The 26,793-nt window shown below is 36.4% G+C and carries 29 protein-coding genes and 2 other annotated features; of the genes, 20 read left to right on the top strand and 9 right to left on the bottom strand.

Features of this window, described 5'->3' with window-relative positions; translation table 11 throughout:
• The first annotated feature begins 83 nt into the window (after nt 1–83).
• Nucleotides 84–731, top strand: a complete 648-nt coding sequence (locus tag ACHZK0_RS21270) for a YrrS family protein (protein ID WP_242253347.1) — start codon at nt 84–86, stop codon at nt 729–731.
• 35 nt (nt 732–766) lie between these two features.
• On the opposite strand, the gene ACHZK0_RS21265 is transcribed toward ACHZK0_RS21270, so the two are convergent.
• The gene (locus ACHZK0_RS21265) at nt 767–982 is read right to left on the bottom strand and encodes a YrzA family protein (protein WP_000010984.1); all 216 of its coding nucleotides are present in this window, start codon (nt 980–982) and stop codon (nt 767–769) included.
• A 136-nt stretch (nt 983–1,118) separates the two neighbouring features.
• On the opposite strand from ACHZK0_RS21265, the gene ACHZK0_RS21260 reads away from it, so the two are divergent.
• From ACHZK0_RS21260 to ACHZK0_RS21200, 13 genes are all read left to right on the top strand, one after another.
• Nucleotides 1,119–1,757, top strand: coding sequence for a class I SAM-dependent DNA methyltransferase (locus ACHZK0_RS21260; protein ID WP_097818249.1), 639 nt, complete (start codon nt 1,119–1,121; stop codon nt 1,755–1,757).
• A gap of 14 nt (nt 1,758–1,771) precedes the next feature.
• Nucleotides 1,772–2,467, top strand: a complete 696-nt coding sequence (mtnN, locus tag ACHZK0_RS21255) for a 5'-methylthioadenosine/S-adenosylhomocysteine nucleosidase (protein ID WP_001217038.1) — start codon at nt 1,772–1,774, stop codon at nt 2,465–2,467.
• An 82-nt stretch (nt 2,468–2,549) separates the two neighbouring features.
• On the top strand, nt 2,550–3,473 hold the full coding sequence (locus ACHZK0_RS21250; protein WP_242253345.1) for an O-acetylserine dependent cystathionine beta-synthase: 924 nt from the start codon (nt 2,550–2,552) through the stop codon (nt 3,471–3,473).
• Nucleotides 3,474–3,476: 3 nt separating this feature from the next.
• A complete protein-coding gene (locus ACHZK0_RS21245) occupies nt 3,477–4,610 on the top strand; it encodes a bifunctional cystathionine gamma-lyase/homocysteine desulfhydrase (protein ID WP_242253342.1) in 1,134 nt (377 codons plus the stop codon).
• A gap of 260 nt (nt 4,611–4,870) precedes the next feature.
• Nucleotides 4,871–7,474 carry a bifunctional acetaldehyde-CoA/alcohol dehydrogenase gene (gene adhE / locus ACHZK0_RS21240; protein WP_242253328.1) on the top strand — a complete coding sequence of 868 codons (2,604 nt, stop codon included), beginning with the start codon at nt 4,871–4,873 and terminating at the stop codon, nt 7,472–7,474.
• Between the two features lie 126 nt (nt 7,475–7,600).
• A complete protein-coding gene (locus tag ACHZK0_RS21235) occupies nt 7,601–7,828 on the top strand; it encodes a YrhC family protein (protein WP_262740352.1) in 228 nt (75 codons plus the stop codon).
• 158 nt (nt 7,829–7,986) lie between these two features.
• Entirely contained in the window at nt 7,987–8,934 is a 948-nt protein-coding gene (locus tag ACHZK0_RS21230; RefSeq protein ID WP_262740324.1) for an ABC transporter substrate-binding protein, read from the top strand.
• A 5-nt stretch (nt 8,935–8,939) separates the two neighbouring features.
• Nucleotides 8,940–9,968 carry a FecCD family ABC transporter permease gene (locus tag ACHZK0_RS21225; RefSeq protein ID WP_262740323.1) on the top strand — a complete coding sequence of 343 codons (1,029 nt, stop codon included), beginning with the start codon at nt 8,940–8,942 and terminating at the stop codon, nt 9,966–9,968.
• Nucleotides 9,955–10,773: an ABC transporter ATP-binding protein gene (locus tag ACHZK0_RS21220; protein ID WP_262740322.1), complete on the top strand. Its 819-nt coding sequence runs from the start codon at nt 9,955–9,957 to the stop codon at nt 10,771–10,773. Before ACHZK0_RS21225 ends, ACHZK0_RS21220 begins: the two co-directional genes overlap by 14 nt.
• Nucleotides 10,740–11,135: an ankyrin repeat domain-containing protein gene (locus ACHZK0_RS21215; protein WP_061677232.1), complete on the top strand. Its 396-nt coding sequence runs from the start codon at nt 10,740–10,742 to the stop codon at nt 11,133–11,135. The genes ACHZK0_RS21220 and ACHZK0_RS21215 overlap by 34 nt, the downstream gene beginning before the upstream one ends.
• 308 nt (nt 11,136–11,443) lie before the next feature.
• Nucleotides 11,444–11,950: a GNAT family N-acetyltransferase gene (locus tag ACHZK0_RS21210; RefSeq protein WP_242240504.1), complete on the top strand. Its 507-nt coding sequence runs from the start codon at nt 11,444–11,446 to the stop codon at nt 11,948–11,950.
• 56 nt (nt 11,951–12,006) lie between these two features.
• Nucleotides 12,007–12,465, top strand: coding sequence for a GNAT family N-acetyltransferase (locus ACHZK0_RS21205; RefSeq protein ID WP_270339913.1), 459 nt, complete (start codon nt 12,007–12,009; stop codon nt 12,463–12,465).
• Nucleotides 12,466–12,574: 109 nt separating this feature from the next.
• Nucleotides 12,575–12,952 carry a MaoC/PaaZ C-terminal domain-containing protein gene (locus tag ACHZK0_RS21200; RefSeq protein ID WP_262740320.1) on the top strand — a complete coding sequence of 126 codons (378 nt, stop codon included), beginning with the start codon at nt 12,575–12,577 and terminating at the stop codon, nt 12,950–12,952.
• Between the two features lie 33 nt (nt 12,953–12,985).
• Here ACHZK0_RS21200 and ACHZK0_RS21195 read toward each other — a convergent pair whose 3' ends face one another.
• Nucleotides 12,986–13,531 carry a helix-turn-helix domain-containing protein gene (locus ACHZK0_RS21195; protein ID WP_001020698.1) on the bottom strand — a complete coding sequence of 182 codons (546 nt, stop codon included), beginning with the start codon at nt 13,529–13,531 and terminating at the stop codon, nt 12,986–12,988.
• Nucleotides 13,532–13,687: 156 nt separating this feature from the next.
• Between ACHZK0_RS21195 and ACHZK0_RS21190 the strand changes: the two genes are divergently transcribed.
• Together ACHZK0_RS21190 and ACHZK0_RS21185 are read left to right on the top strand one after the other, a co-directional pair.
• A complete protein-coding gene (locus tag ACHZK0_RS21190; protein WP_262740319.1) occupies nt 13,688–14,092 on the top strand; it encodes a DoxX family protein in 405 nt (134 codons plus the stop codon).
• A gap of 22 nt (nt 14,093–14,114) precedes the next feature.
• On the top strand, nt 14,115–14,972 hold the full coding sequence (locus ACHZK0_RS21185) for a VOC family protein (protein WP_395760856.1): 858 nt from the start codon (nt 14,115–14,117) through the stop codon (nt 14,970–14,972).
• Between the two features lie 15 nt (nt 14,973–14,987).
• Here the strand turns inward: ACHZK0_RS21185 and ACHZK0_RS21180 are convergent, their stop codons facing one another.
• The 3 genes from ACHZK0_RS21180 to ACHZK0_RS21170 form a co-directional block, all read right to left on the bottom strand.
• The gene (locus ACHZK0_RS21180; RefSeq protein ID WP_000979537.1) at nt 14,988–15,302 is read right to left on the bottom strand and encodes a 4a-hydroxytetrahydrobiopterin dehydratase; all 315 of its coding nucleotides are present in this window, start codon (nt 15,300–15,302) and stop codon (nt 14,988–14,990) included.
• Complete coding sequence (locus ACHZK0_RS21175; RefSeq protein WP_395760855.1) at nt 15,283–17,037, bottom strand: aromatic amino acid hydroxylase; 1,755 nt, start codon at nt 17,035–17,037, stop codon at nt 15,283–15,285. The genes ACHZK0_RS21180 and ACHZK0_RS21175 overlap by 20 nt, the downstream gene beginning before the upstream one ends.
• 164 nt (nt 17,038–17,201) lie before the next feature.
• Nucleotides 17,202–17,429, bottom strand: a binding site (T-box leader).
• Between the two features lie 50 nt (nt 17,430–17,479).
• Nucleotides 17,480–17,708: a binding site (T-box leader), on the bottom strand.
• 220 nt (nt 17,709–17,928) lie between these two features.
• Entirely contained in the window at nt 17,929–20,676 is a 2,748-nt protein-coding gene (locus ACHZK0_RS21170) for a S8 family serine peptidase (RefSeq protein ID WP_262740316.1), read from the bottom strand.
• Nucleotides 20,677–20,973: 297 nt separating this feature from the next.
• Between ACHZK0_RS21170 and ACHZK0_RS21165 the strand changes: the two genes are divergently transcribed.
• Nucleotides 20,974–22,212, top strand: coding sequence for a TolB family protein (locus ACHZK0_RS21165; protein WP_395760854.1), 1,239 nt, complete (start codon nt 20,974–20,976; stop codon nt 22,210–22,212).
• Nucleotides 22,213–22,255: 43 nt separating this feature from the next.
• Here ACHZK0_RS21165 and ACHZK0_RS21160 read toward each other — a convergent pair whose 3' ends face one another.
• Both ACHZK0_RS21160 and ACHZK0_RS21155 read right to left on the bottom strand, forming a co-directional pair.
• Entirely contained in the window at nt 22,256–22,378 is a 123-nt protein-coding gene (locus ACHZK0_RS21160) for a DUF4023 domain-containing protein (protein ID WP_000071861.1), read from the bottom strand.
• A gap of 69 nt (nt 22,379–22,447) precedes the next feature.
• Nucleotides 22,448–22,786 carry a phosphoglycerate mutase gene (locus ACHZK0_RS21155; protein ID WP_262740314.1) on the bottom strand — a complete coding sequence of 113 codons (339 nt, stop codon included), beginning with the start codon at nt 22,784–22,786 and terminating at the stop codon, nt 22,448–22,450.
• A 169-nt stretch (nt 22,787–22,955) separates the two neighbouring features.
• On the opposite strand from ACHZK0_RS21155, the gene ACHZK0_RS21150 reads away from it, so the two are divergent.
• From ACHZK0_RS21150 to ACHZK0_RS21140, 3 genes are all read left to right on the top strand, one after another.
• Complete coding sequence (locus ACHZK0_RS21150) at nt 22,956–23,558, top strand: histidine phosphatase family protein (protein ID WP_395760853.1); 603 nt, start codon at nt 22,956–22,958, stop codon at nt 23,556–23,558.
• Between the two features lie 27 nt (nt 23,559–23,585).
• Nucleotides 23,586–24,122: a CHAT domain-containing protein gene (locus ACHZK0_RS21145; protein ID WP_242253304.1), complete on the top strand. Its 537-nt coding sequence runs from the start codon at nt 23,586–23,588 to the stop codon at nt 24,120–24,122.
• 263 nt (nt 24,123–24,385) lie between these two features.
• Nucleotides 24,386–24,886, top strand: coding sequence for a DoxX family protein (locus ACHZK0_RS21140; protein ID WP_098870262.1), 501 nt, complete (start codon nt 24,386–24,388; stop codon nt 24,884–24,886).
• Nucleotides 24,887–24,927: 41 nt separating this feature from the next.
• Here the strand turns inward: ACHZK0_RS21140 and ACHZK0_RS21135 are convergent, their stop codons facing one another.
• A complete protein-coding gene (locus ACHZK0_RS21135) occupies nt 24,928–25,812 on the bottom strand; it encodes an alpha/beta fold hydrolase (protein WP_242253303.1) in 885 nt (294 codons plus the stop codon).
• A gap of 15 nt (nt 25,813–25,827) precedes the next feature.
• Nucleotides 25,828–26,661 (bottom strand): GNAT family N-acetyltransferase, encoded by an 834-nt coding sequence (locus tag ACHZK0_RS21130; RefSeq protein WP_242253301.1) that lies wholly within the window; start codon nt 26,659–26,661, stop codon nt 25,828–25,830.
• Between the last annotated feature and the right edge of the window lie 132 nt (nt 26,662–26,793).

The following is a 26,793-nucleotide window of genomic DNA, read 5'->3' as shown; positions in this document are numbered from 1 at the left end:
TGAAAATATTATTGTAAATGTTCAACCTTTCTAGATTTAATGTTACAATAGCAAGTATGAAAAACTGCATGGAGGTTTGAAGAATGGCAGGAGGATCTAGATTCCAACAGAAACAACAAAAACGTCGTCAAAACGGTGTTTTAAATATTGCAATTGCAATTGTATTAATATTAGTAGCTATTGTATCATATCAATTGTTTGTTCCTGAAAGAAAAGAACAAGCGTCTTCTAGTGATAAAAAAGTAGCTCAGCAAACAACGAAAGAGAATAAAGCTGAGAAAGCTAAAGGCAAAGAAGAGACGAAGAAGAACGAGCAAGATAAGGCAGATGCTAAGAAGAAGGAAGAAGAGAAGCAAAAGGCTGAAGAAGAACAGAAAAAAGCTGAAGAAGAAGCGAAAACTAACGAGAAAGTAGCAGCTGAAAAAACACAGCCAAAAGCAACTGACGCTTATACGAAACCTTCTTGGAAGCCAGTAGGTACAGAGCAAGGTGCAACACCTGCGATGACGTTTAAAAAAGGTACAGCAGATTGGAATGAGATGAATCAAGCTATTTCAGCTGCAATTGATGTTCCAGTAGAGCAATTAGTTATCCATAGAATTGGAAATAACGGTAAGAATAAAGCTTACGGTAACGTACAAGATAAACAATCAGGCAAGAAATATTATGTGAATATTGATTGGGTAGACAATGAGGGCTGGAAACCAGTACTTGTTCAAACTCTAAACTAAAAAAGAGAAGCTCCTTAGGAGCCTCTCTTTTTTAGTTAGCGTAATTTCTTTAATTTAAAATGAACAACCGCGCTATAATATGGTCTTTTGCTTTCGGGATCCATAACCATTTGATGCGAGATGTGATGAACTTCAAGCATAAGTGCTTTATTATTATCGATTTGTTCACTAATTTTTCGTTCCAAAGAAGCTAAGTCTCCTGCTTCGAAAAACTCTACTTTATCTTCTAACATTTCAAAGGTAAATGACACGAAGACGACCCCTCTCCTATGTAATCAACTATAGTGTAACAAAGAAAAGAAGGAAATACCATGTACATTTCAATTGACATTTTTGGAAAGAGGGCATATTATACTGATAAAACCGATAAGAAAAAGGGGAATTTTTATGGGTACAGAATTTAATGGTTTATTTGATGAGTGGGCTCATACGTACGACTCATTTGTACAAGGCGAAGATATACAATATAAAGAAGTTTTCGCCCGTTATGAGGACATTCTAGAGGATGTAGTTAACAAGTCATTTGGTAATGTATTAGAATTTGGTGTTGGTACAGGTAATTTAACAAATAAATTATTACTTGCTGGCCGCACAGTTTACGGTATAGAACCGTCACGTGAAATGCGCATGATTGCTAAAGAGAAATTACCGCAAGAGTTTTCCATTACAGAAGGTGATTTTCTTTCGTTTGAAGTCCCAAATTCAATTGATACCATAGTAAGCACCTATGCATTTCATCATTTAACAGATGATGAAAAAAATGTAGCGATTGCGAAGTATAGTCAATTGCTAAACAAAGGTGGTAAAATAGTGTTTGCTGATACGATATTTGCGGATCAAGATGCATATGATAAAACTGTCGAAACAGCAAAACAAAGAGGTTTCCATCAGTTAGCAAACGATTTGCAAACGGAATATTATACACGTATTCCGATCATGCAGTCTATTTTTGAAAACAATGGCTTCCATGTAACGTTTACGAGATTAAATCATTTCGTTTGGGTAATGGAGGCAACTAAGCAATAGAAAGAGGGATTAGATTGAGAATTGCTGTAATTGGAGCAATGGAAGAAGAAGTACGTATTTTACGTGACAAATTAGAACAAGCAGAAACAGAAACGGTTGCGGGTTGTGAATTTACGAAAGGACAATTAGCAGGACATGAAGTAATCTTGTTAAAGTCTGGTATTGGTAAAGTAAATGCAGCGATGTCAACGACAATTTTATTAGAAAGATATAAGCCTGAAAAAGTAATTAATACTGGTTCAGCTGGTGGCTTCCATCATTCTCTAAATGTTGGAGATGTAGTTATTTCAACAGAAGTTCGTCATCATGACGTAGATGTAACAGCATTTAACTATGAGTATGGTCAAGTACCAGGAATGCCGCCTGGCTTCAAAGCTGATGAAGCATTAGTTGCATTAGCTGAGAAATGTATGCAGGCAGAAGAAAATATTCAAGTTGTAAAAGGTATGATTGCAACTGGTGATTCATTTATGAGTGATCCGAACCGCGTTGCAGCAATTCGTGATAAATTTGAAGATCTTTATGCAGTAGAAATGGAAGCAGCAGCTGTTGCACAAGTATGCCACCAATATGAAGTTCCGTTTGTTATTATTCGTGCACTTTCTGATATTGCTGGTAAAGAATCAAATGTTTCATTTGATCAATTTTTAGATCAAGCAGCTCTTCATTCTACAAACTTTATCGTAAAAGTACTAGAAGAGTTAAAGTAATGTAACAAAAAGGCAACTGTCTCATATAAAGAAAATACATACAGTTGCCTTTTCTTTATTGGCAAATAAGGGGGAGAACACGATGAATGTATATCGTGGAGTTCATGAGTTGATTGGTCATACACCAATTGTAGAAATTACTCGTTTTTCACTTCCAGAAGGGGTCCGTTTATTTGCAAAGCTTGAATTTTATAACCCAGGTGGAAGCGTTAAGGACCGTTTAGGAAGAGAATTAATCGAAGATGCGCTAGAAAAAGGGCTTGTTACTCAGGGTGGAACAATTATTGAACCGACTGCTGGAAATACTGGTATTGGACTGGCACTTGCAGCGTTACAACATGATTTACGCGTTATTGTTTGTGTACCAGAGAAATTTAGTATTGAAAAACAAGAATTAATGAAAGCACTAGGCGCAACGGTCGTGCATACACCAACTGAGCAAGGAATGACCGGTGCAATTGCAAAAGCAAAAGAATTAGTAAATGAAATACCGAATTCGTACTCTCCAAGTCAGTTTGCGAATGAAGCAAACCCGCGTGCTTATTTCAAAACACTAGGTCCTGAACTTTGGTTGGCACTGAACGGAGAGATTAACATATTTGTTGCTGGAGCAGGAACTGGTGGTACATTCATGGGGACTGCATCTTATTTGAAAGAAAAAAATGTGGATATAAAAACGGTTATTGTGGAACCAGAAGGGTCCATTTTAAATGGTGGTAAACCTGGTTCGCATGAAACAGAAGGGATTGGCCTTGAATTCATCCCACCATTTTTGAAAACATCTTATTTTGATGAAATTCATACAATTTCTGATCGAAATGCATTTTTACGAGTGAAGGAATTAGCCCAAAAAGAAGGGCTGCTTGTTGGGAGCTCGTCAGGAGCAGCATTTCATGCAAGTTTACTTGAAGCAGAGAAAGCGGCGCCAGGTACAAACATTGTAACGATTTTTCCTGATAGTAGTGAGCGCTATTTAAGTAAAGACATATATAAAGGATGGGAATAAAAAATGAGAGCAAAGACAAAGTTAATTCATGGTATTCGCATAGGAGAACCTTCAACTGGATCTGTAAATGTACCGATTTATCAAACAAGTACGTACAAACAAGAAGCAGTTGGTAAGCATCAAGGATATGAATATTCACGTACAGGAAACCCAACACGTTCAGCTTTAGAAGAAATGATTGCTGTATTAGAAAACGGTCATGCTGGTTTTGCATTTGGTTCAGGAATGGCTGCTATTACAGCTACAATTATGTTGTTCTCAAAAGGTGACCACGTTATTTTAACAGATGATGTGTATGGTGGAACGTACCGCGTTATCACGAAAGTATTAAACCGCTTCGGTATTGAGCATACATTTGTAGATACAACAAATTTAGAGGAAGTTGTAGAAGCAATTCGTCCAAACACGAAAGCGATTTATGTGGAAACACCAACGAACCCATTACTGAAAATTACTGATATTAAGAAAATATCTACTCTTGCTAAAGAGAAAGATTTATTAACAATTATCGATAACACATTCATGACGCCATATTGGCAGTCGCCGATTTCTTTAGGAGCAGACATTGTACTTCATAGTGCAACGAAATATTTAGGAGGTCATAGTGACGTAGTTGCAGGCCTAGTAGTTGTAAATAGCCCGCAATTAGCAGAAGACCTTCACTTTGTACAAAACTCAACAGGAGGCATTCTTGGCCCGCAAGATAGCTTCTTACTACTTCGTGGTTTAAAAACATTAGGAATTCGAATGGAAGAGCATGAAACGAATTCACGTGCAATTGCTGAGTTTTTAAATAACCATCCAAAAGTAAATAAAGTATATTATCCAGGTCTTGCATCACATCAAAACCATGAATTAGCAACAGAACAAGCAAATGGATTTGGTGCTATTATTTCATTTGATGTAGATAGTGAAGAAACATTAAATAAAGTACTAGAGAAATTACAATACTTTACACTTGCTGAAAGTTTAGGAGCAGTAGAAAGTTTAATTTCTATCCCATCTCAAATGACACATGCATCAATCCCAGCAAATCGCCGCAAAGAATTAGGAATTACAGATACATTAATTCGTATTTCTGTCGGTATTGAAGACGGTGAAGATTTAATTGAAGATTTAGCACAAGCACTAGCGTAATAAAAATGCACTGCTAATATAGAGCAGTGCATTTTTATTATGTTATTTTGTGAAATAATTCACAAAATGGACATACACAAATGAAATAATTTCATGTATATTAATTTCATGAAGTGTTACTCACGAATAAACTTGTGAAATATTTCACAAACAATGAGGTTCATGTAGGAAAGCAACTCTATTTTTTTTGCGCTAATCGGGACTTATTATGACCTATAGGGTCTTATTTAGTCCACGATAGCAGAATAGGAGGAATTTACATGGTAGTCAAAGAGAAAGCTGTAAATGAAATGCAGGAAGTAAAAGAGATGATTGATACGTTAGTAAATAACGGTCAAAAGGCCTTACAAGCATTAGAAAGTTTTACACAAGAGCAAATTGACAACATTGTTCATGAAATGGCATTAGCAGGTGTTGATCAACATATGCCACTTGCAAAGCTGGCTGTTGAAGAAACAGGTCGTGGTGTATATGAAGATAAATGCATTAAAAATATTTTTGCTACTGAATATATTTGGCATAGCATAAAAAAAGATAAAACAGTAGGGATTATTCACGAAGATCCTCATGAAGAAGTAATAGAAATTGCGGAACCTGTCGGTGTAGTAGCTGGGGTAACGCCAGTAACGAATCCAACATCGACAACAATGTTTAAAGCATTAATCGCGATAAAAACGAGAAATCCAATTATTTTCGCATTTCACCCTTCAGCACAAAACTGTTCCATTGCAGCGGCGAAAACAGTATATGATGCAGCGGTGAAGGCGGGTGCACCAAAACATTGTATTCAGTGGATTGAAAAACCTTCTGTAGAAGCAACGAAACAATTAATGAACCATGAAGGTGTTGCGCTTGTTTTGGCAACTGGAGGAGCAGGTATGGTGAAATCAGCTTATTCTACTGGAAAACCAGCGCTAGGTGTAGGGCCTGGTAATGTACCATGCTATATAGAGAAATCAGCACATATAAAACGAGCTGTTAATGATTTAATTTTATCAAAAACATTTGATAACGGTATGATTTGTGCATCAGAACAAGCAATCATTGTAGACAAGGAAATCTATGATGATGTGAAAACAGAAATGATTGCAAACAATTGTTACTTTGTAACAGAAGAAGAGAGAAGAAAATTAGAAAAGCTTGTTATTAATGAAAATACATGTGCAGTAAATAGTGATATTGTAGGGAAATCCGCACAGTACATTGCCGCATTAGTTGGAATTACTGTGCCTGAAAATACAAAAATGCTTGTAGCTGAAATACAAGGTATCGGAGCAGCATATCCACTATCTCGTGAGAAGCTAAGTCCAGTATTAGCTTGTGTAAAAGCAAATTCACTAGAAGAGGGACTTACATATTGCGAAGATATGTTAAACCTTGGTGGTTTAGGACATTCAGCAGTCATTCATTCTACAAATAAAGAAGTGCAAAAGCAATTTGGATTACGTATGAAAGCGTGCCGTCTTATTGTAAACGCTCCTTCATCACAAGGTGGAATCGGTGACATATATAATGGGTTTATTCCATCACTTACGCTTGGTTGCGGCTCGTACGGGAAAAACTCAGTTTCTCAAAACGTAACAGCGACGCATTTATTAAATATAAAAAGGTTGGCAAATAGAAAAAAGAATATGCAGTGGTTCAAATTGCCACCAAAAATTTATTTTGAAAAACATGCGACAGCATATTTAGCAAATATGCCTAACATTTCACGTGCATTTATTGTAACGGATCCAGGAATGGTTGAGCATGGATATGTAGATACGGTTACGCATTATTTACGTAAACATGCAAATGATGTAAAAGTTGAAGTTTTCTTTGAGGTCGAGCCAGATCCATCAGATGAAACTGTTTTTAAAGGTGCGGAAATGATGAGAAGTTTTAAGCCAGATGTAATTATTGCACTTGGTGGTGGTTCAGCGATGGATGCAGCGAAAGGGATGTGGCTTTTCTATGAGCAACCAGAAACAACATTCTATGGAATTAAACAGAAGTTTTTAGATATAAGAAAACGTACATGTAAATATCCGGAATTAGGGAGTAAGGCACAGTTTGTTGCTATTCCAACAACATCAGGAACAGGATCAGAAGTGACACCATTCGCGGTTATTACAGATAAGAAAAATAATATAAAGTATCCACTTGCAGATTATGAATTAACACCGGATGTAGCAATTGTTGATCCACAGTTTGTAATGACAGTGCCACCACATGTAACAGCAGACACTGGTATGGATGTATTAACGCATGCAATCGAGGCGTATGTATCTGTTCTAGCAAATGACTATACAGATGGATTAGCATTAAAGGCCATTGATCTCGTATTTAAATATTTACCAAGAGCATTTAAAGATGGAAATGACGAAGAAGCACGGGAAAAAATGCATAATGCTTCTGCAATCGCAGGGATGGCATTTGCAAATGCTTTCCTAGGTATTAATCACAGCTTAGCACATAAAATTGGACCAGAATTTCATATTCCGCATGGGCGTGCGAATGCAATTCTTATGCCGCACGTAGTTCGCTATAATGCTATTAAGCCAAGAAAACACGCATTGTTCCCAAAATATGAGTACTTTGTAGCTGATGAGCGCTATGCACATATTGCGAGAATGCTCGGGCTTCCAGCGAACTCAACAGTCGAAGGCGTAGAATCACTCGTCCAAGCAATTATTGAACTTGGAAAAAGTTTAAATATTAATATGAGTATTGCGGGACAAGGAGTTGCTAAAGACCAGTTTGAAGAGGTTGTTGGATTGTTAGCAGAAAGAGCTTTTGAAGATCAATGTACAACAGCTAATCCAAAATTACCTCTTATTTCAGAGCTGAAAGAAATTTATATGGAAGCATATAAAGGGGAGTAATGCTTATGAAAGAGTCGCGATAAAGCGGCTCTTTTTCATTTGGAAAACATCTCCCAGAATGTCTGTATTTACTTGTCTTTAAGTGTAATAGAATATGATACAGTGAAATGGAGGAGTGAGAATATGATGAAAGAATTACAAGAAAAAATAGCAGATTATACTCGGTTCGGACAAATCCTTCTCGCTGTAAGTGCATTGTTAATGGTTGGCTTGTTGATTCCGAATGGAGCAAAAGAAGCAATACAATCTTTTGTTATGATGGGGAGCATCGTTATATTTTTAAGTTTATCCTTCTTTTTCTTCCAGCGTGTAAAAGTGATGCGAGACGAGTTAGAGGGAAATGAATGTGAATAATATTGATAAATAGAGCATTACAAAAAAGAAGGAATCTTTTTTGTAATGCTTTTTGTTTTTTCTAGAAAATGTATGCGTTTTATATTGACAATGATAATCCTTATCAATTAAAGTATAATAGTAGTTAATGATTATCATTATCAGTTAGAGGTGGAAGAATGAAAAAATCTATTACGCTATTCACAGCGATTTTATCTATTTTTTTCTTGTTAATAGGTTGCAATGCAAAGGAAAACGAAAAAGCATCTGCAACAAAAACAGAAAAAGGAAAAGAGAAAATCGAAGTTACCGACCTGTCAGGAAGAAAAGTAACATTCGATAAAGTGCCAGAGAGTTTTGCAACATTAAGTATGGGAGACATGAATATTATTCATGTGTTAGGCGGAAAAATAGTAGGTCGTCCGGATGCAAAAATAACTCTTCCAGAGGATATAAAGAAAGTACAAGTAATCGGGAATGCGCATCAGCCTAATTTTGAGCAAATTGCTAGCTTAAAGCCGGATGTACTTATTGCTAATAATGGGTTCCAAAAGAATGTTCCAACAGTTGAAGGACAAGGAACGAAAGTAATGATTTCTTCTGCGAATTCTGTACAAGATATTCAAAAGAATATTGAACTATACGGAACGATTATGAAGAAAGAAGATAAAGCAAAAGAACTTAACAAAAAAATTAATGATCAAATGAAGACATATGAGAAAAAAAGTGATGTGAAAGCATTGCTAGTGTATGGAGCACCAGGTACTTATTTAGCAGCATTACCAACATCTTTATCAGGTGATATTTTAGAAAAAACAGGCGGGAAAAATATTGCAGCTGATTTTCCTGAAATGAAGGAATATCCGCAATATGCACAGCTAAGTGTAGAACGTATTATTGAGGCAAATCCAGATGTGATTTATTTAATTACACATGGAGATCCAAATAGTGTTAAAAAAGCATTTGAAGGCGAAATGATGAAAAATGAAGCGTGGAAAAATTTAGATGCAGTAAAACAAAATCGTGTAGTGATTTTGCCACCCGACTTATTTGGATCAAATCCTGGAACAAAAGTTACAGAAGCGATGGACTTTATGTATAAAAGTATACAAGATGTAAGGAAATGATACGTATGGAAAGCAGTGAAGTAGTAAGGGAAAAGGAACATCCTTTTGCGAAAAAAAGATGGGTAATAGCAGTTACTTTAGTAGTATTAACAATTTTAGGTCTTTTCTACGGCCTTTTCGCAGGAAGTTTATCCTTTTCATTACGAGATATTCTGATAGGGATACAAGATGAAGATTCGACAGTTCATCGAATTGTATGGGATCTTCGTATACCGAGAGTGCTCGTTGGATTTATAGTAGGAACATGTTTAGCAGCATCTGGTGCCCTGCTGCAAGGGGTTATGAGAAACCCTCTTGCAGACCCTGGTATAATCGGGGTTTCATCTGGAGCAGGCCTTGTAGCAATTGTAATTATGATTTTATTCCCTCAGCACATGGCTTTTTTACCGCTCGGAGCGTTTTTAGGAGCTTTCATAACGGCGATGGTCATTTATGCTTTATCATGGCAAAAGGGGGCACCACCTTCAAGGATTGTCTTAGTAGGTGTGTCAATCAATGCATTAATTGGTGCAGCCACGTCAGCGTTAATGTTATTACATAGTGATAAAGTACAATCCGTGTTGCCATGGTTAGCAGGTGGCATTGGTGGTGTGAGTTGGGCACATTTAAACATGATTATTTATTATGCAATATTTGCTATTATATTAGCCTTCTTTGGTATTAAACATATTCGAGTATTAATGCTTGGAGATGAAATGGCGAAATTATTAGGCCATAACGTGGAGAGAAGCCGGTTTTATTTAATAGTCGTAAGCACATTATTAGCTGGAATTGCGGTTAGTGTTTCTGGTCTTATTGGATTTGTCGGTCTTGTCGTACCACATATGTTACGTTTATTAGTTGGAAATGATTATAAATATTTATTGCCATTATCATGCCTTGGCGGAGGGATATTACTTGTTTTCGCGGATGCGATAGCTCGAAGTTGGTTCGATCCAATCGAATTGCCAGTTGGTATTTTATTATCCTTCTTAGGCGGTCCTTTCTTCTTATATTTAATTCATAGAGGAGGAAAACGAAGTGATTTCCGTTAACAAAGTGTTTTACGCACATTCTGAAAGATTTCAAATGCAAAATATGAATGTACATATTAAAGCTGGAGAGGTCGTTAGTTTAATTGGGCCGAATGGATCTGGGAAATCTACTTTGCTTCGTTTAGTGGCAAGACTACTTAAACAAAGCGAAGGGGATATCATTCTAGATGGAAAAAATATTCATACGATGAAAAGTGCCGATGTAGCGAAGCAATTAGCGATGTTACCACAAATGCATGATCATCAATTAGATTTAACAGTGAAAGAATTAATCGAATTTGGAAGAGGCCCTCATAAATCATGGAGCAGTCGCTTAAATAAAGAAGATGAAGAAATTGTTGATTGGGCATTGTCAGTTACAAATCTTGAAGGGTATGAATATCGTCTTTTACAATCTTTATCAGGAGGAGAAAGACAACGTGCCTGGATTGCAATGACGCTAGCACAACGTACAAATGTCTTATTATTAGATGAACCAACAACTTTTTTGGATATCGTTCACCAATTGGAAGTGATGGAACTTGTGAAACGGTTAAACGAGGAGTTTGGCATGACAATTGTAATGGTTTTACATGATATTAACCAAGCGGCTCAATATAGTGATCGTTTACTTGTATTAAAGCGAGGGCAGCTTCAGTATGACGGTATACCAGAAGAAGTGTTATGTCATGAAATGTTTCAACGTGTGTTTGGCATCGAGGTAGATATTTTTCAAGGAAGCGACAAGCCATTTTTTACACCGAAAAGAATTTCTAAAAGGAGAGAAGCGCGATGCGAACAGAAGAACGTATTACCACTGAGTTAGTAAGAGAATTTGTTATGGCAGCTCACGGAGATTTAGAAAAAGTACAAGAACTGTTGGCTGAATCACCAAGCTTACTTCATGCCTCTTACAATTGGGGCGGATCAGATTGGGAAAGTGCATTAGGAGCAGCGGCACATGTAGGTCGTAAAGATATTGCTCTCTATTTACTAGAAAAGGGTGCTCGAATGGATATTTTCGCGGCCGCGATGCTTGGAGAATTAGAAGTTGTACAAGCTATTTTAGTAGCACAACCAGAGGCATTGCGCGCATCGGGTCCACATGGTATTTCCCTTCTGCAACATGCACGAATGGGTGGAGAAAAAGCGCAGCGTGTATTTGAGTACTTAACGGTGCTCTCTTAATGACCGCAAAGGTTCTTATGTGCGGTAAACTTTTCACTTTCATATAATTGAAAAGTTTACCGCCCGTTAGAACGGGATAAGTATCTAGTATATTTGAAAATCCTACACCCCCCTCAATTGTAGTTTTCTTTATGCTAGTTATGATATGGATGCAGTAGACAATATTTGTCTACTGCCTTTTTTAATTCTTTCGGGATTGAATATTCTGTATTTTATTGTTAGTTCCTTTATAATAGACAGTAACATTTAGTATATATTCAAAACATGGTCGTGTAGTTAAGCACAAATGAGTGGGAAGGAGTGCAGAGATGTTTCATACAGATCGTTTACAAATTCGTAAATATACAATGGATGATTTACAGTTCTACGCTTCGCTATGGGGAAATGAGAAGGTAATGCGCTATATTGGAAATGGGACGTTAAAAACATATATGCAATGTAAAAAAAGTTTGGAGGAGTGGGTGATTCCTAGCTATAAAAACGGCCTCGGTTTATTTGTATTGATTGAAAAGGAAACGGGAATACGAATTGGTCATGCAGGATTAGTAAAGCAGCAGATAGATGGAAAAGAGGAAATTGAAATTGGGTATTGGTTACTGCCTCAGTATTGGGGAAAAGGGTATGCGAAAGAAGCAGCGGCAGCATTTCGAGACTATGGCTTCCAAGCGTTACGAATGAATAAATTAATTTCTCTTATTAATCCGGACCACCCGGCCTCCATCTTTGTTGCTAGAAAAACAGGACTTAGTTATGAGAAAACAACTTCATTTCATGGTATGGATGTTCTCGTTTATTCCATTAAGTGTGTTGGATGAAAAAGGGTAAATTGCATCTTTTGAAGAATGGTATATAAAAATAAAGGGGGGATTACATGTATATTTATCATAATGGACTTATTATTCGTGAGGGAACGAATGGTGTACCTGCATATGCAATTAAAACTTTATTCGAAGATGCCGGTTGGAGCAATGATGATATCCCTTCCTGGCAAATTGAAAAATTCACGATAGCATTTGAAAATTCAACATGGGCATTCACAATTTGGGATGAAGAAGAGATGGTTGCGATGGTTAGAGTCATTTCTGATGGAATTATGGTCGCGAACATAGTAAATTTAGTTGTGAAATGTGAATATAGAGGGAAGGGATTAGGTAAGAAACTTGTCGCTCTTTGTTTGCAAAAGCTGCCACATGGCGATTGGTTTGCACATACATCTGCTAGTAATTTTGATTTTTATAGAAGTTGTGGTTTTGAGGTAAGGGAGTTATCGAGAAATGGGACGTGTGCGTACTATGGGTATCAAGCAGCAAAAAAAGATGGGCACCGATAAAAGTAAGGTAATGTAGAAAAAGGATCGATGTTTTAATAATATAAACTGAACTGAGACTCATTTTATGATAAAATGAAAGAAAATTCTGTTTATTATTAGGGGGATAAAAATGAGTGTAAAAGTTGGGGATGTATTTAAATACGAAAGAAGATTTACTGAGGAAGAGGTTTTTGAATTTGCAAATATTACAGGAGATAAAGGCAGGCATCATATGGAATATGATGAAAATGGACGTTTAATGGTTCATGGTTTATTGACTGCTAGTATTGGAACGAAAGTAGGCGAAGAATTACATTACATAGCAAGAGAATTAGTAAGTGAGTTTATTAGACCGGTTTTTACAGGGGATACGATCACTTGTGAATTGACTTTAACAAATGTTGAACAGATGGAAGGATACAAAAAGGTTTCAATCGAGTCAGTATATCGCAATCAACACGAAAAGACTGTACTAGTTGGGACGAGCTATGGAGTTATAAGGGGATAAAAAAGAAGCCTAATTTACAGGCTTCTTTTTTATTTAATAAACACGTTTTCGATTTTCTGCATGACTAGAGATGAGTAATAATGCCGTTTCTTCTCCTATATTACGCACGATATGAGGAACACATGCATTCCAAGAGAAAGAATCACCTTCTTCGACAATTGCAATATCTTCTCCGTGTTGAACTTCTAGTTTTCCGCGTAATACAAGGTGACACTCTTCCCCCTCATGGGCATTTGGTGAGTTTTCTTTCGGAAACCCGGCAGGAATTTCTACGAGATTTAGGCGAAGGCCACCTTGCTCTGCAACATGTTCAATTCTTTGTTCATCTTTTCCGTATACACTGTATTTACGCTCTACCTTTTTGACAACTTTCAACCGATCTTTTTGTTCTAACAATAAATAGGGAAGAGGAACGTTTAAAAAATTGGAGATCGTTTCTAAAGTTGAGATAGATGGTGAGGTTTTATTATTTTCAACCTGACTCATAAACCCTTTAGAAAGACCTGTTCCCTCACAAATTTGTGCGATTGTTATGCCTCTACGTTGACGAATTTCACGTATTGCAGAACCAATATTCATAAAATCAAGCTCCTTTTTGTAAACAACTATTTGTATCATAGCAAAAAAAATATATATTTTCCCAGTGAAAATGAATTGACGAATAAAAAAAAGTAGTGTATGTTTTGTAATGTAAATAAAAGTTTTGTATAAGAAAACTATAAAGGAGAGAATGAAATGAATCAACATATCGGTAACTTAATTATTCGTATCGTGTTAGGGGTAACATTCTTTATGCACGGCTTAACAAAATTCCAATCGGGAATTGACAATATTGCAGGGTGGTTCACAAGCATTGGTTTACCAGGAGGACTTGCATACGGCGTAGCAACAGCGGAAGTAGTTGGTGGTATATTGTTAATTCTAGGTTTAGGAGTAAGATATATTGGATTATTATTTGCACTTGTTATGGTTGGGGCAATTGTGAAAGTAAAATGGTCAGCTGGTTTATTAGGAGATGGAAAAAATCCTGGCTTCGAATTAGAGCTTGCATTGTTAGCAATGGGTGCGTACTTATTTGTTGCGAAAGCAGACGGTTTTGTAGATAATTTCTTAAGAGAGAAAATGTCAAAGAAGAACTAAATGAAATGGGGGGGCTAACAAGATGAGTTTTCAACTTCATCCCGACACAACACTTGATGTTGTTCATTTATATGTATCAAATATAAAGAAATCACTAGAGTTTTATACAGAAGTACTAAGTATGAAAGTACTAAAAGAAGATGAAATGGTCGTTACATTTGGGAATGAAAATAACGAACCACTCCTTATCATTGAAGAAAAGAAAGAAGCCATACCAAAGCAAAGAGGGAGAACGGGGTTATATCATTACGCAATTTTATTACCGAGCAGACAAGATTTAGCGAATATTCTTCGTCATCTTGTAGAAATGGTATATCCACTGCACGGCGGAGCCGACCATTACTTTAGTGAGGCCCTTTATTTAGCTGATCCAGATGGAAACGGGATTGAAATTTATCATGATCGCCAAAAAGAAGTTTGGCGTGATGAGAATGGAGAACTACCGTTTGTTAGTAACCCGTTAGCTGGTGAAGAATTATTACAACAAGGAAGTGTGTGGAATGGTTTTCCAGCGGGTACTGTGATGGGGCATGTTCATTTCCATGTAGCTAATTTAGAAGAAGCAAAACGTTTCTATGTGGATGGTCTTGGTTTTGAAGTAACAATCCCAGCTCGTAATGGCGCGTTGTTCGTATCGGCAGGTGGCTATCATCACCATATCGGTTTAAATACGTGGCAAGGTGAAGGAATACCACCGCAAATGCCAAATTCTGTTGGCTTGAAATATTTCACAATTGTACTAACGGATGAAAAACAAAAAGAGCAAGTATGTGAAAGTTTAAAAAATATTGGCAAGATTGCTACGTACAAAGATGGAATATTGCAAGTCGAGGATCCATTTGGACATTGTATCCAATTCAAAGTAAAAGGAGAAGCCTAAAAAGGCTTCTCTTTTTTATTTTCTTATAATCGCTTTTTCGTTTTGTAAAAATAGTTCATCAAATTGCTTTGCAAGCTCAAAATCTAGTTTCGTTAAACCTTTTGCATTCCAAGATGACAAAGTAATAATGACTGCTTTATACTGGATAAGGATAAATGGATGGTGATTATGTTCTTCTGATAGTTTGGCGGCTTCAGAGACAAATTCGACTCCTTTTAAGTAGTCGGAAAACATATATTTTCGTTCAATCCATTTCTCATCTTTTACCATCCATTTATCTACCTTCAATAATTCCTCGTGAACTTCTTCTTCAGTTAATCTTAGCATCATTTTTCACATCCTTTATTGGAAGTAACGCAAGACCATTGTTAATAAGGCGTGTTACAGCTTCGTCAGTTGTGAAAGTAGAAAGTTGATGTAGTAATGTTGCCGATGTTTCATGCCCTTTGTTATGCTCTAAAAGTAACTCTAATACTTCAAGGCGCAGCAACCATTCTTTCGCATAAAATTTATTTAATACTTCTTGAATTGCTACTAATTGATCGATATGCGCGTTGTGTAAGATCCCCTCACTTCGAATGTCTCGAACTGTTTGATACATACGTTCAAGTTCATTCAGTACAAGTGGAGCAGGAATTTCTTGAACTTCTTCATCCATTGGGAAAAATGCTGCTGCATCTGCGGCACCTGGGAATACGGAAGTGATTTGTGAGCCAACAGCCATATCAAATGCGCCCCATGAAGCATCAAATAAAACGCGGGCGTTATAAGTAACTGTGCAATCGATAAAGGAAATAAGAGCAATTTTCTTATTGTTTTTTACAATATCTGTTACTGTTCCTTTTACATGAATACCACTTGCAAAAGTAAACTCAGCGATAGTTCCAATTGTAATTCCTAATGATTGTAGTTGTTCGTCTGTACAGGTTTCTAATGCAATATTTTCAGTGAGTAATCCAATCGGTGTTCCAAATCCATCACTGTGTACAGAAGTAGAATGATTCGCTAACTGTTTATTATGAAGCGCTAATGCCGTTGGCGAATTTGTTCGCATGTAAATTAATTCACCTGCATCGTTTTCAATTGTCTCGCTAAATGTACCTGTAATTTGTAATCCGCTATTTAGCTCAGCTGTTGCATAGTTCTCGGAGCGAATTGCTTTTTCTAAACCTTCTTTTCCACCTGTTTTAAAGGCCATTGTTTTAGAAAATGTTTCAAGCGCATCTGTTAATTCTTCAAAGGATTTACAAACAAATAGTTGTGGTTGCATTTTCGTTACGTCATAAGTTGTCCCTGTACATGATTCGATAGAAAATGGAACCTTTTCTACAGCGTCTGTTAAGCAATGTTTGCTTTCGCCAACAGAAGAAAGGAGGCCAGCACCATATATTTTTGGATCATCTATATTTCCAATCAATCCATATTCTACTGTCCACCAGAAAAGACGTGAAATTTGTTCAGCTTCTGATAAACCAGAAACTAAGTTTTGTTTTTCAATTACAGCATTTTCAGCAGCCTTAACTTCATCACGAGTAGATATAGGGCTTTCTTTTACTATCGTTAATGTACGAACAGCTTCAAATGCATCATGTTCTTCTTTTGTAGAGAAAGCTTTTGCACCAATTTGCCCAAAACGTTTCACATATTTTGCATATGTAGGATCAAGTAAAATCGGTGCGTGTCCTGCTGCTTCGTGTACGATATCTGGAGCTGGTGTGTACTCGATATTTTCTACTTTCCGAATATCTGTTGCGATCGGTAGTAATCCATGTCCTTGAAAATCGAAGAATGCTACGCCGGGAATAAGTCCGTCAATCGTTACAGCGCCCCATCCACTTGGTGCCAAACACTCATTCATTTCTTCTACTTTTGGAATTGCATCTATATTAATACCAGATGATTGTAGTCCGTTTACATAGGCTGGATGAGCAACGTCTTTTAAGAAGCTATGATTTTGTCTCATAATATAACGCCACACAGCGTGATTCACCGGTGTGTATTGATCATAATGTTGTGTGGATACGAATGGTTTTAAATGCGATGGAATTTCTGTTTTCTTTGTCATTTAGACATCCTCCTTTTTTTTCAATAAAATTGAATATCGATTTCGTATAGCTTGTATCACCTCCTTTCATTTTTTGTAAGCGCTTATAAAATTTTATCATAAGATTCGGAATTATTTAACATCTGTTTCTGTGAGAAATAGAAAAAGCCCCTATCGGAAAATCCGATAGGGGCGAAAGAATCGCGGTACCACCCTATTTGTAAGTGAAAATATACTTACATCTCAATTAATGATAACGGAAAAATCCCGTCTTTTCCTTCATGCATAAAAGCACTACGAAAAAGAAGCTCCAGAATTGTAATTCATACTTATATATGTGCTAATTTCCACCGACCATTAGCTCTCTGTAACAGGGATATAAGATACTACTGCGATTCTTTCAACGCGTATATATGAAATTGTGTAAGAGGTTGGGCGCAAAAAAGTCCCTATCGGAAAATCCGATAGGGACGATGAAAATCGCGGTACCACCCTATTTGTAAACAATTAATTGTTTACCACTCACTTTACGATAACGGAAAGATCCGTCTTTCTCTTCATGCATAAAAAGCACTACGGGAAAGAAGCTCCAGAATTGTAATTCACCCTTGTATATGTACTGATTCGCACCAACCATCAGTTCTCTGAGACAGTGATATAAGTCGCTACTAGTATTCCTTCAAAGCCGATATATAATTCGTTCAACTAAACTATGTTTTGTATTATAAAACTATATTAAAAAAATTGTCAATAAAAATTTTTCATCCCATGTTAATGAGCAGTAAAACTCCTACCTCAAAATTCGGTGGGAGTAAAGAAGTTAGATGGGAGACTAACTTCTCGTGAACCCCGATTGGTGAAGGCTAATAATCAGTGGGGGATGAACAAAACCCCACTGATTAAAGTTTCACTTTATTTTACTTCTAAATCAACATTTAAATTAGTTGTATTTCCAGCTGCATCTGTTGCAACAATATGAATTGTATTCTTTCCTTGTTGTAATTGATTACGATCGAAATAAATTTCGTAGTTTTTCTCCCAAGTGTTTAGGAATGCACTCTCCCATACACCATTACCGTTAATCTCATATTGCATTCTCACTGGAATACCAGGTGCAATCCAACCGGATTCTGTCATCCAATCTAGTAGAATATCGTCAACTTTTCCTCTAATTATGAGGTTTTCTTGATCAACTTCGTGCGTTAACTTAGGTGCTGTTCGGTCAACAAACACAGCTCCTGTTTGCTTTGTTTCTCCACCAGAGTTAGAAGCAACAGCTTCGATTTGGTATAAGCCATCAGGCAACGGAGATCCGTCAGTTCTTGTACCATTCCATTTGAAAGATTTATAACCTGGTGTTTCGTTTTTACCTTGATATACCGTGCCTTGATATGTCACACGGTCTTTCGTAATTAAATTGGCATGAAACGCTATATCTTCAACTGGTGTAACTAAATAGTAATTGATTAAGTTGTCATCTAGTATGTTGTCATTATTTGGACTGAAAGTAGAATTAACGATTTCAAGGCCATCGATACGTTTGTATTCTTTCGGATCGATGCTAAATGTAAATGGAATACGCATTTCTTCAGTTTTCCCTTGCTCTTTTACATATAGATTCCCTGTATATACGCCTTGTGGTAAGGAGCTATCTACAGTAATAGTAAAAGGTTTTTCAATATTACTATTCGGTTTTATACTAATAGAAGAAGGGAAAGAAGTCTGGATTTTTGTTTTTGTATCTAATAATTCAATACGAGTTGAAAAGTTTTTCTTTTTGTTAGAAAGATTTTCTAACGTAATATTTTGTGTTAGTTTCAGTTTGCCGCTATTTGGTTTAATAAGACCGAAGCTTACGTTGTTCGGTTTCACTAACGCATCCGTTTGAGCTGCTTTTGGAATGTTAATTAAACCTGACCCTTGTGCCATGACAGGATATGTATTTTCATTGACATCCTTTAATGTTTTTGCAGTGTTGGCAAGAGCAGATTTCAATTGTTCTGTCGTCCAATCAGGATGCATTTGACGTAGTAAGGCAACGGCTCCTGCTACTTGTGGCGCAGCCATACTTGTTCCGTTGTGAGATTCATAGCCGCCTCTTGGTACTGTACTAGTAATTTGTACGCCAGGTGCAACAACATCAGGTTTTATGAGCCAACTTCCTTGTGATGGTCCTCTTGAACTGAAGTTACCAATCAGTTCGGTTTTATTTGGTTGTCCAATCTTTATATTTTTCTTTCGTTTTGTAATTAAATTTTTCAGCTCTTCGCCATTTGTATTAGATAGTTGCATAACTGGAAGAGCTATATCTTCACGTCCAAAATATTCGGGCATAATATTAATTTCTTTTTCATTAGAAATTAATAGCACGCCGAGAGCACCAGCTTGTTTTGCTTGTTCTGCCTTTACTAACGTGCTCGAAGTTCCTTGTAAAACAAGGACGAACTTACCTTTCACATCTTGTTTAGCGTAATCGCTGGAATTACCGTAGCCAACATAAACAAGCTGAGCATCGTTTCCTATTTGGAAGTCTGCTTTTGATAATGGTAATCCTTGATAAGATTTATTAGAACCAGCTACCTGGAATGTTGGGAATGGAATAGAAACAGTAGATGCACCAACAGAGATGACGCTACTCGCGTTACCAGGAGCATCAACAGACCAAGGTTTTGGTCCATCATTTCCATTTGAAACGACTGCAGTAACACCAAGTTTTGCTGCACGTTCTAACGTCATTGTTACAGGTTGATCAGGGACATTCAAATCTTGACCGAGAGATAAATTTAAAACGTCAGCGCCATCTTGAATAGCGCGCTCAATACCTTGAAGAATATCTTCGGTCGTACCAGTACCGCTATCATTCATTACACGATAGGCTAGAATAGACGCATTTGGAGCAACGCCTTTAATTTTTCCGTTACCAGCAATAATGCCAGCTACATGAGTACCGTGTACGTTCCCATCCATCGGATCATTATCTTCATCGACTGCATCATAGCCACCGATATAATTTGCTTGTAGGTCAGGATGCGTATAGTCTACGCCAGAATCAATAATAGCGACTTTCATACCTTTTCCATCAAGCGGTTTGCCAGATGGATCTTTTAAATTCCATGCTTCAGGTGTACCGATTGTCGGTCCGCCGATATTTGGCGCTTCTTCTTTAGTAGCGCTTTTTGCTGTTTCATGCAATTTATATGTTAAGTTCGGATAAACAGCTTTTACTTCAGGCAAAGAAGCTAAAGCGGTAACTTGATCTCCTGGGACAGAAATAGAGAATCCAGAAAATAACGTACTATACGTTTCTTTTATTTTTGCTTTTGGTGCTTTTTCTTTAATTTTCTTTGTAGTATCCTCTTGTGCCTTTTTTAGTTGAGCATGGTATGATTGCACATTTCCATTTTTTAAATCTGGAGCATGCTGAATGTTACTTTGTGAAGCAAGCGGAGCATGTTGCAATTCTACAATGACTGAAATTTCTTTTGATGTTTTTGTTTCAACATTTTGCGCGATTTTGTTTTCTCCCCATTGCTCAATATTGGCCTTTAACTGTGGACTAAATTGCTTCTCCTTTTGCAGTGATTCAGCATGCGCGCTTAAAGCTCCAAAACTAGAAAAGACAAGCGCCATACTTAATAGTGCAGATGTAGTTTTCTTCATTAAAACTCCCCCTAATAAAAAGTGCCAATATTCCGAAAAGTTATCTTACATTTTTGTTATGAAATATAAAACTGAATGTTGGCTAAACTATACTTTCGACATAATTCATACCAATCCTCTTTGAATTAAAAATTTCTTGGGAAATTTTTTGGTATTATGTCGAATGGATAATATTCAGTGTGGGGAGGCCCACCCTTACTGGGCATAAATCTACAACAATTGTGCAATGAATCTGGAGTGAAATTCGCATATAGTAAGCGGAATATGAGGAATGCTATAAGAAAAATGGAGGAACGTATGAAAAAGATTATCGTGAGTAGTAGTGTGGGTTTGTTCATTTTTTTATCTTCAATTTTTAGTATTAGTGCGGAACATAATGGGATGAAAGTTGCTTTCATTCGTCATCATGACCTTTGGATTAAAATTGATGAAAAAGAAAAACAAATAACAAAGGGTGAGTACATAACAGGGCCAAAATGGTCTCATGATGGAGAATGGATATCTTATGCTAAAGGAAAGAAGCAAAACACCTTGGAATTGTACCGACTGGAAGATGGAAAAAAAATTAGCCCATTGCAATCTGAAGTATCAAATTATCAATGGTCACCGAAAGAGAATATAATTGCATTTGTATTTGCAGATACATTAAATACGTTTGATGTCCAAAAAAAGAATGCAGATTTTGAAAATGTATCCGCTGGTGTAGGGGATTATGCATGGTACCCTGATGGAAAGAAGTTTCTTGTATCTTCTGAAGCACACTTACTTCCAACAGGATGGACAGGAGCCCAGCTATATGAAGTGCAACAAGATGCACATATGAATCCTCATAAAATGAAACATTTATATGCATTACCAAATGAACATGATGATTTTCTAGCGCTAGTTGCAAGCGGGTTTGAGTGGTCACCAGATCGAAAGTGGATTTCATTTTTAGCTGTACCGACAGCTTCATGGTCAGCTGATAGCAATACGCTTTGCTTAGTTCGAGCAGATGGCAGTCGATTTGAAAAGGTAGATCAAATGTTATTAAACACACAATGGTTCAAATGGGCGCCATCCCAGAATATATTAGCTTATATTGAAGGAAGCGGGAGAGTTGCGTTAGAGAATAAACATTTAAAAGTAAAAGAATTGCCGGCACTTCAGCAGAACACATTTACGCCGAAAGGATATGTCGATTGGGATTTTGCATGGAAGAATGATAAAGTAATTATCGTTTCACGGGCAAAAGAGGCAGGGATAGAAACTCCGCCAGAAAAAAGGCCACTGCCATCTTTAAATGAGATTGATCGTACAAGCGACAAACAACATCAAATCACAAAGCCACCTCATAAGCAAGGTGATTATCATCCGATTTTTATGAATAAGAGCAATCAATTAATATGGATACGTTCAGACCGTGAGAAAGCCAATGTATGGATTGCAAATAGTGATGGGAAACAGGAAAAGAAGTGGATTGAAAATATAGATGTACCTGAGTGGTATTATGAGAAATGGAATTGGGAAAATGTTATCTCAGTGAAAGCAGAATAAAAAAACGTGCCTAAAAGATAATTTTAGGCACGTTTTTTTATTGTTATTTATGTGTTTTATTTGGCTTTTTTTTCGCTGGGTTCCCGTTTCCCTGACGCTTTCTGTTTTGCTCATCTTTTGCTTGTTTTTCATGCAGTGTATCTAAAAAATCATTCGAGTTACTCATTTTTATATCGCTCCTTTCATTTCGTCCTAATTACTATAACCATTTAGGAGGATAATCATGAGATAAAAATTAAGCACTTAGTTTTCTCCGATAATATATATAAAATATGCCATACGTAATAAATAGCATAAATAAAATTTGTAACTCTACATTTTCTTTTAAAATAGTTGAGACAGAAGATGGTAAGTAAGGGGATGTATCGCTCGTTCCTATACCTAACCATTTGTTTAAGAGGTTAATGGTACAAAACATAAAAACACCAGACGAGCTTGCAATAATTTCCTTCTGTTTAATTTTTGTTTCACGTTCATCATCTGTAATCCAAGGATTAGCAGTTTTATCACTACTGAAAAATCCGTTTATATATCCCCATATAATCGTTCCGATTAAGATAGTTATCCATTTCATATTTGTGATTCCCCTCTCTCTTGTAAAAAGTATTTTACATATATGATTGTAATATTTCCTAATTTTGTGTCAAATCTTTTTTACATATCGTTTTTTCTTATAGCAGGAATAATGGATGAGATAGGGAAGGAATTATGTTGAAGGATTTCATAGAGAGAGGAGGATGGGTATGAAACTCGTCTTTGTTCGGCACGGTGAAGGAGAACATACAAAAGACTTGCCGTCAAGTTTACAAGTGTTGCATCCCCTATTAACGGATGAGGGAAGGAATCAGGCTAAATTACTTCAATGCAATGTGCCATTGCAAGGAACGGATATATTAATTGCTAGTCCTACACTTAGAACTTTACAAACGGCGACAATATGGAGTAAGAAGGTATCTTGTCAAACAATTGTCCATCCATATGTATCCCCACGTATTTTTCCTTATCGAGAAGGAGCGAAAACATTACCATGTGATCACATGGTAGAGCAGGAAATGATAGCAAATTTATTTCCACATTTTTTGATAGAGAAAAACACAAATAAGCAGTTATGGACGGAGGGTATAAATACTATTTCAGAGAATCGCTTTCAGCAAATAGTAGATGAATTTCTTCTTTGGTGTTATGAGCTAGACGCTGAAAGAATTTGCATTGTATCTCACGACGGGACGATTACAGCATATAGGCAATATTTACAGAAAGTCGTTTTAACTAGATCTGATTTTTTGAAGGAAACGGGTATATATGAAATGGAGGTATCCCTTAAAAGTTTGATTGATGAGATCTAATGATAGGATGGAGGGTGTGTATGTTGAATGTTGAATGTTGCACTAGTAGTTGGCTTTAACTCTGATTTAGAGGCGCAATCAATCCGGGCATCGCTTGAATATTTTGGGGCAAAAGTTATAACATACTGGATTGGTAGACCGAAAGAGTTCATCGATATTCTTTCTGGAAAAGGTTTATATAATGATATCGATTATGTTGTCTTTTGCTTTCATGGTGAGGAAGGAAAGTTTGTTATGGAAGAGTTAGGTGAAGATATATATGAACAAAATGAACCGAGGGGATACTTTGGTGCAGCAGAAATTTATAAATATGCAAAATTGCATAATACACATATTGTAAATAGCGGGTGTACGTTAGGGGATCGAAAACTAGCAGAATCTTTTTTACGTAGTGGAGCGAAATCGTATATTGGATCGATAGATTATGTAGATGGGAATGCAGCACTTATGTTTACAATACGCTTATTTTATGGGCTTATTAACCATGAAAAAACGATAGAAGATGCTTTTCAAGAGGCGATATTAATCGATGAGGAGATACGTACATTTCAATTCTATAAATAGAAAAAACGCCTTTATTTTATATTCGAATAAAGGCGTTTCACATTTAACTCACATTTTTTTTACATTTTCTTCAATGAAAATGATTATCACCTATGGTATGATATGTTCAAGTTTTTACAGGTAAAAAAAGTTACTATATAAACGTTAGTTTTTAATGTTTCATACACATGTCACAAATTATTCGTAATTAACATTTTAAAAATAAGTAACTAATGTTATTATATTATCTGTAACTAACTTAATTACAACTTTAGGAGGAAGATATGGTTATTCAATTTTTAAGAGAAAACAAAGCAGTTTCTTTTGTGTTAGCAATAATCCGAGTATATCTTGGTTACACATGGTTAATGGCTGGAATCGGTAAACTACAAGGAAAAGGATTCGATGCAACTGGTTATTTACAAGGTGCAATTGAAAAATCTAAAGGAGCACAACCGGCTGTTCAATCTTGGTGGGCATCGTTTTTACAAGATTTCGCAATTCCAAACGTTGATCTATTTAATACACTTGTAACGTGGGGAGAAATTTTAGTTGGAATTGGTTTAATTGTAGGTTGTTTAACAAAAACAGCGGTCTTTTTCGGCCTTGTAATGAACTTTTCCTATATGCTTAGTGGGTCAATTGGTGTAAACCCTGAAATGGTTATCCTATCAATGTTCGTTTTAGTCTCTAGTATGAATGCTGGTAAATTTGGAATAGATGGTTTCGTTATTCCGAAAGTACTAGGATCAAAAACTCAAAAACGCCAAAAGCAAGCTGCTTAATATATGAAAGCGGGTATCTCAAAATGAGATACCCGCTTATGTTATTTTTCAACTTTGATTGGATTGTTCTTAAAGAATTCTTTTACATAACCTACAAATTCTTGTGGCTCTTGACGAAATGGTGCATGATAACCTTTTTCGATAATATGGAAAGTACTATTTTTTAAGAATTGATGATACGTTTCTCCTTCTTTCCAAGAAACGCTACTATCATTTCTTCCCCATATAATTAAGGTTGGTTGTTTCAGTTCATTTGCATTGATTTGAAGACGTCTAGGCCATAATTTCATTTTATTGTAATGCTCTTCATCATTACGTTTAAAATTCACTTTACTTTCATCATAATCTGCAACAGCAGAAACGGTATTTAAATCAGTCGACAACTGTGGTTTTGGTGAGCCTTGTTTATTAACAAATGTATGAGGCCCACCTGTAGCATCAGTTAAGATAAGGTGGGTAACGGCTTCAGGATATAAATATGTTAAATTAAGAGAAATTTCTCCGCCCATTGAGTGTCCCAGTATTGCAAACGAATCATAACCTAGTTTTTTCATTAATTTATAATATAAATTTGCATGAGTTGGGAAAGAATAATAAAAATCCATCGGCTTAGATGAGCGCCCGAAGCCTAAAGCATCTACAGAAATAATTGTATGATCTTTTGCTAAATCTGAGTAAATCTTTTGAAAACCATCTGACGATCCTCCAAATCCATGGATCATAAGTAAAGGTGGCTTTTCATTACCAATCTTTTTAAAGTAAATGGTTTGCCCATCTATTTCTACCATTTTTTCCTCGGTAGCTAGTTTCGCTGTAAGTGTATTTTTAACTTGTTTTACTTGTTCTACTGGCTTTTCTGCTGCACTACATCCTACTAATAGTGTAAGAGTAAGACAACCTACCATAAAATAGCTAAATCGCTTCAATGAGGTGTCCCCTTTCTAACATAACGCTGTATCTATCATAGCAAATAGCATATTACGATTTCCAGGAAGTTGGCTACCACTTTTTATCATAAGAGGTGAAAGGAGCGTTTCTTGGAAATTTTCTGTTTGAAGAAATTGACGAAATGAAAATTGTGAATGTGGGACATCAATCCTTACTGTGCCATTCCAACACTCACAGATTCTCTTGAATAATTGAATAGCGTCCTGCTCTTGCTTTGCGATAAGTGGATTGACGCACAATATATTACCTTTTTGTACACATAAGGAAAAAGCTTCTATACAGTTATTTCTCTCAATTTTAAAAGAGTGGCTTGCTCTTGGTAAGAGTAATGAATAAAGTAAAGAACGATTAGCACCAGTTGTAATTTGATCGAGAGAAATTAGTGATGCAAGGTCCGATTCTTTTACTTGTTGTGTATGAGCAATATGTGTCTTAGTAGTTTGTTTTTCGAAACGATGAATCGTCGTGACTGTTTGAAATCCGCACGATGTATAAAGAGGCTCGCCAGCCTTTGTTGCAATAAGTGCAATTGGTTGTTTTGGGGTGGTGCATTCTAAGCAGCGATTAAGCAACATACGTCCGATGCCCCGGCCTTGAAAATTAGGATGGACAATTAACATGCCAATAGTAGAAAAACTATCTTTAAAAGGAAATACTCCTCCAGATGCAATCAGTTTATTTTCATGCATATAACCGATAAGTGTGCCGAGAGAAAGATACATTTCGAATTGCTTTTTCATAAATGCTTTATCTTGTAACCATCCGATAGCTTTGCAAAGGTCGAGTAAATCAAAAATAGAAGATTCATCTAGCGTTATTATTTTCATAAATGCTCACCGCGTTTCTATTAATTTTCATGAAAGTAGATTAAAAATGTTGAATAAGAGATTTACGTTAAATGAAATCCAACTTATTTTTATTTTGATTGTAAAGGGGAAGAAGGTTGGTACGAAAAGACA

The organism is Bacillus sp. 3G2 (assembly GCF_044324725.1).
Taxonomy (GTDB): Bacteria; Bacillota; Bacilli; order Bacillales; family Bacillaceae_G; genus Bacillus_A; species Bacillus_A mobilis.
The sequence above is the reverse complement of the archived record's forward strand: the minus strand, read 5'-3'. Positions and strand labels throughout refer to the sequence as shown.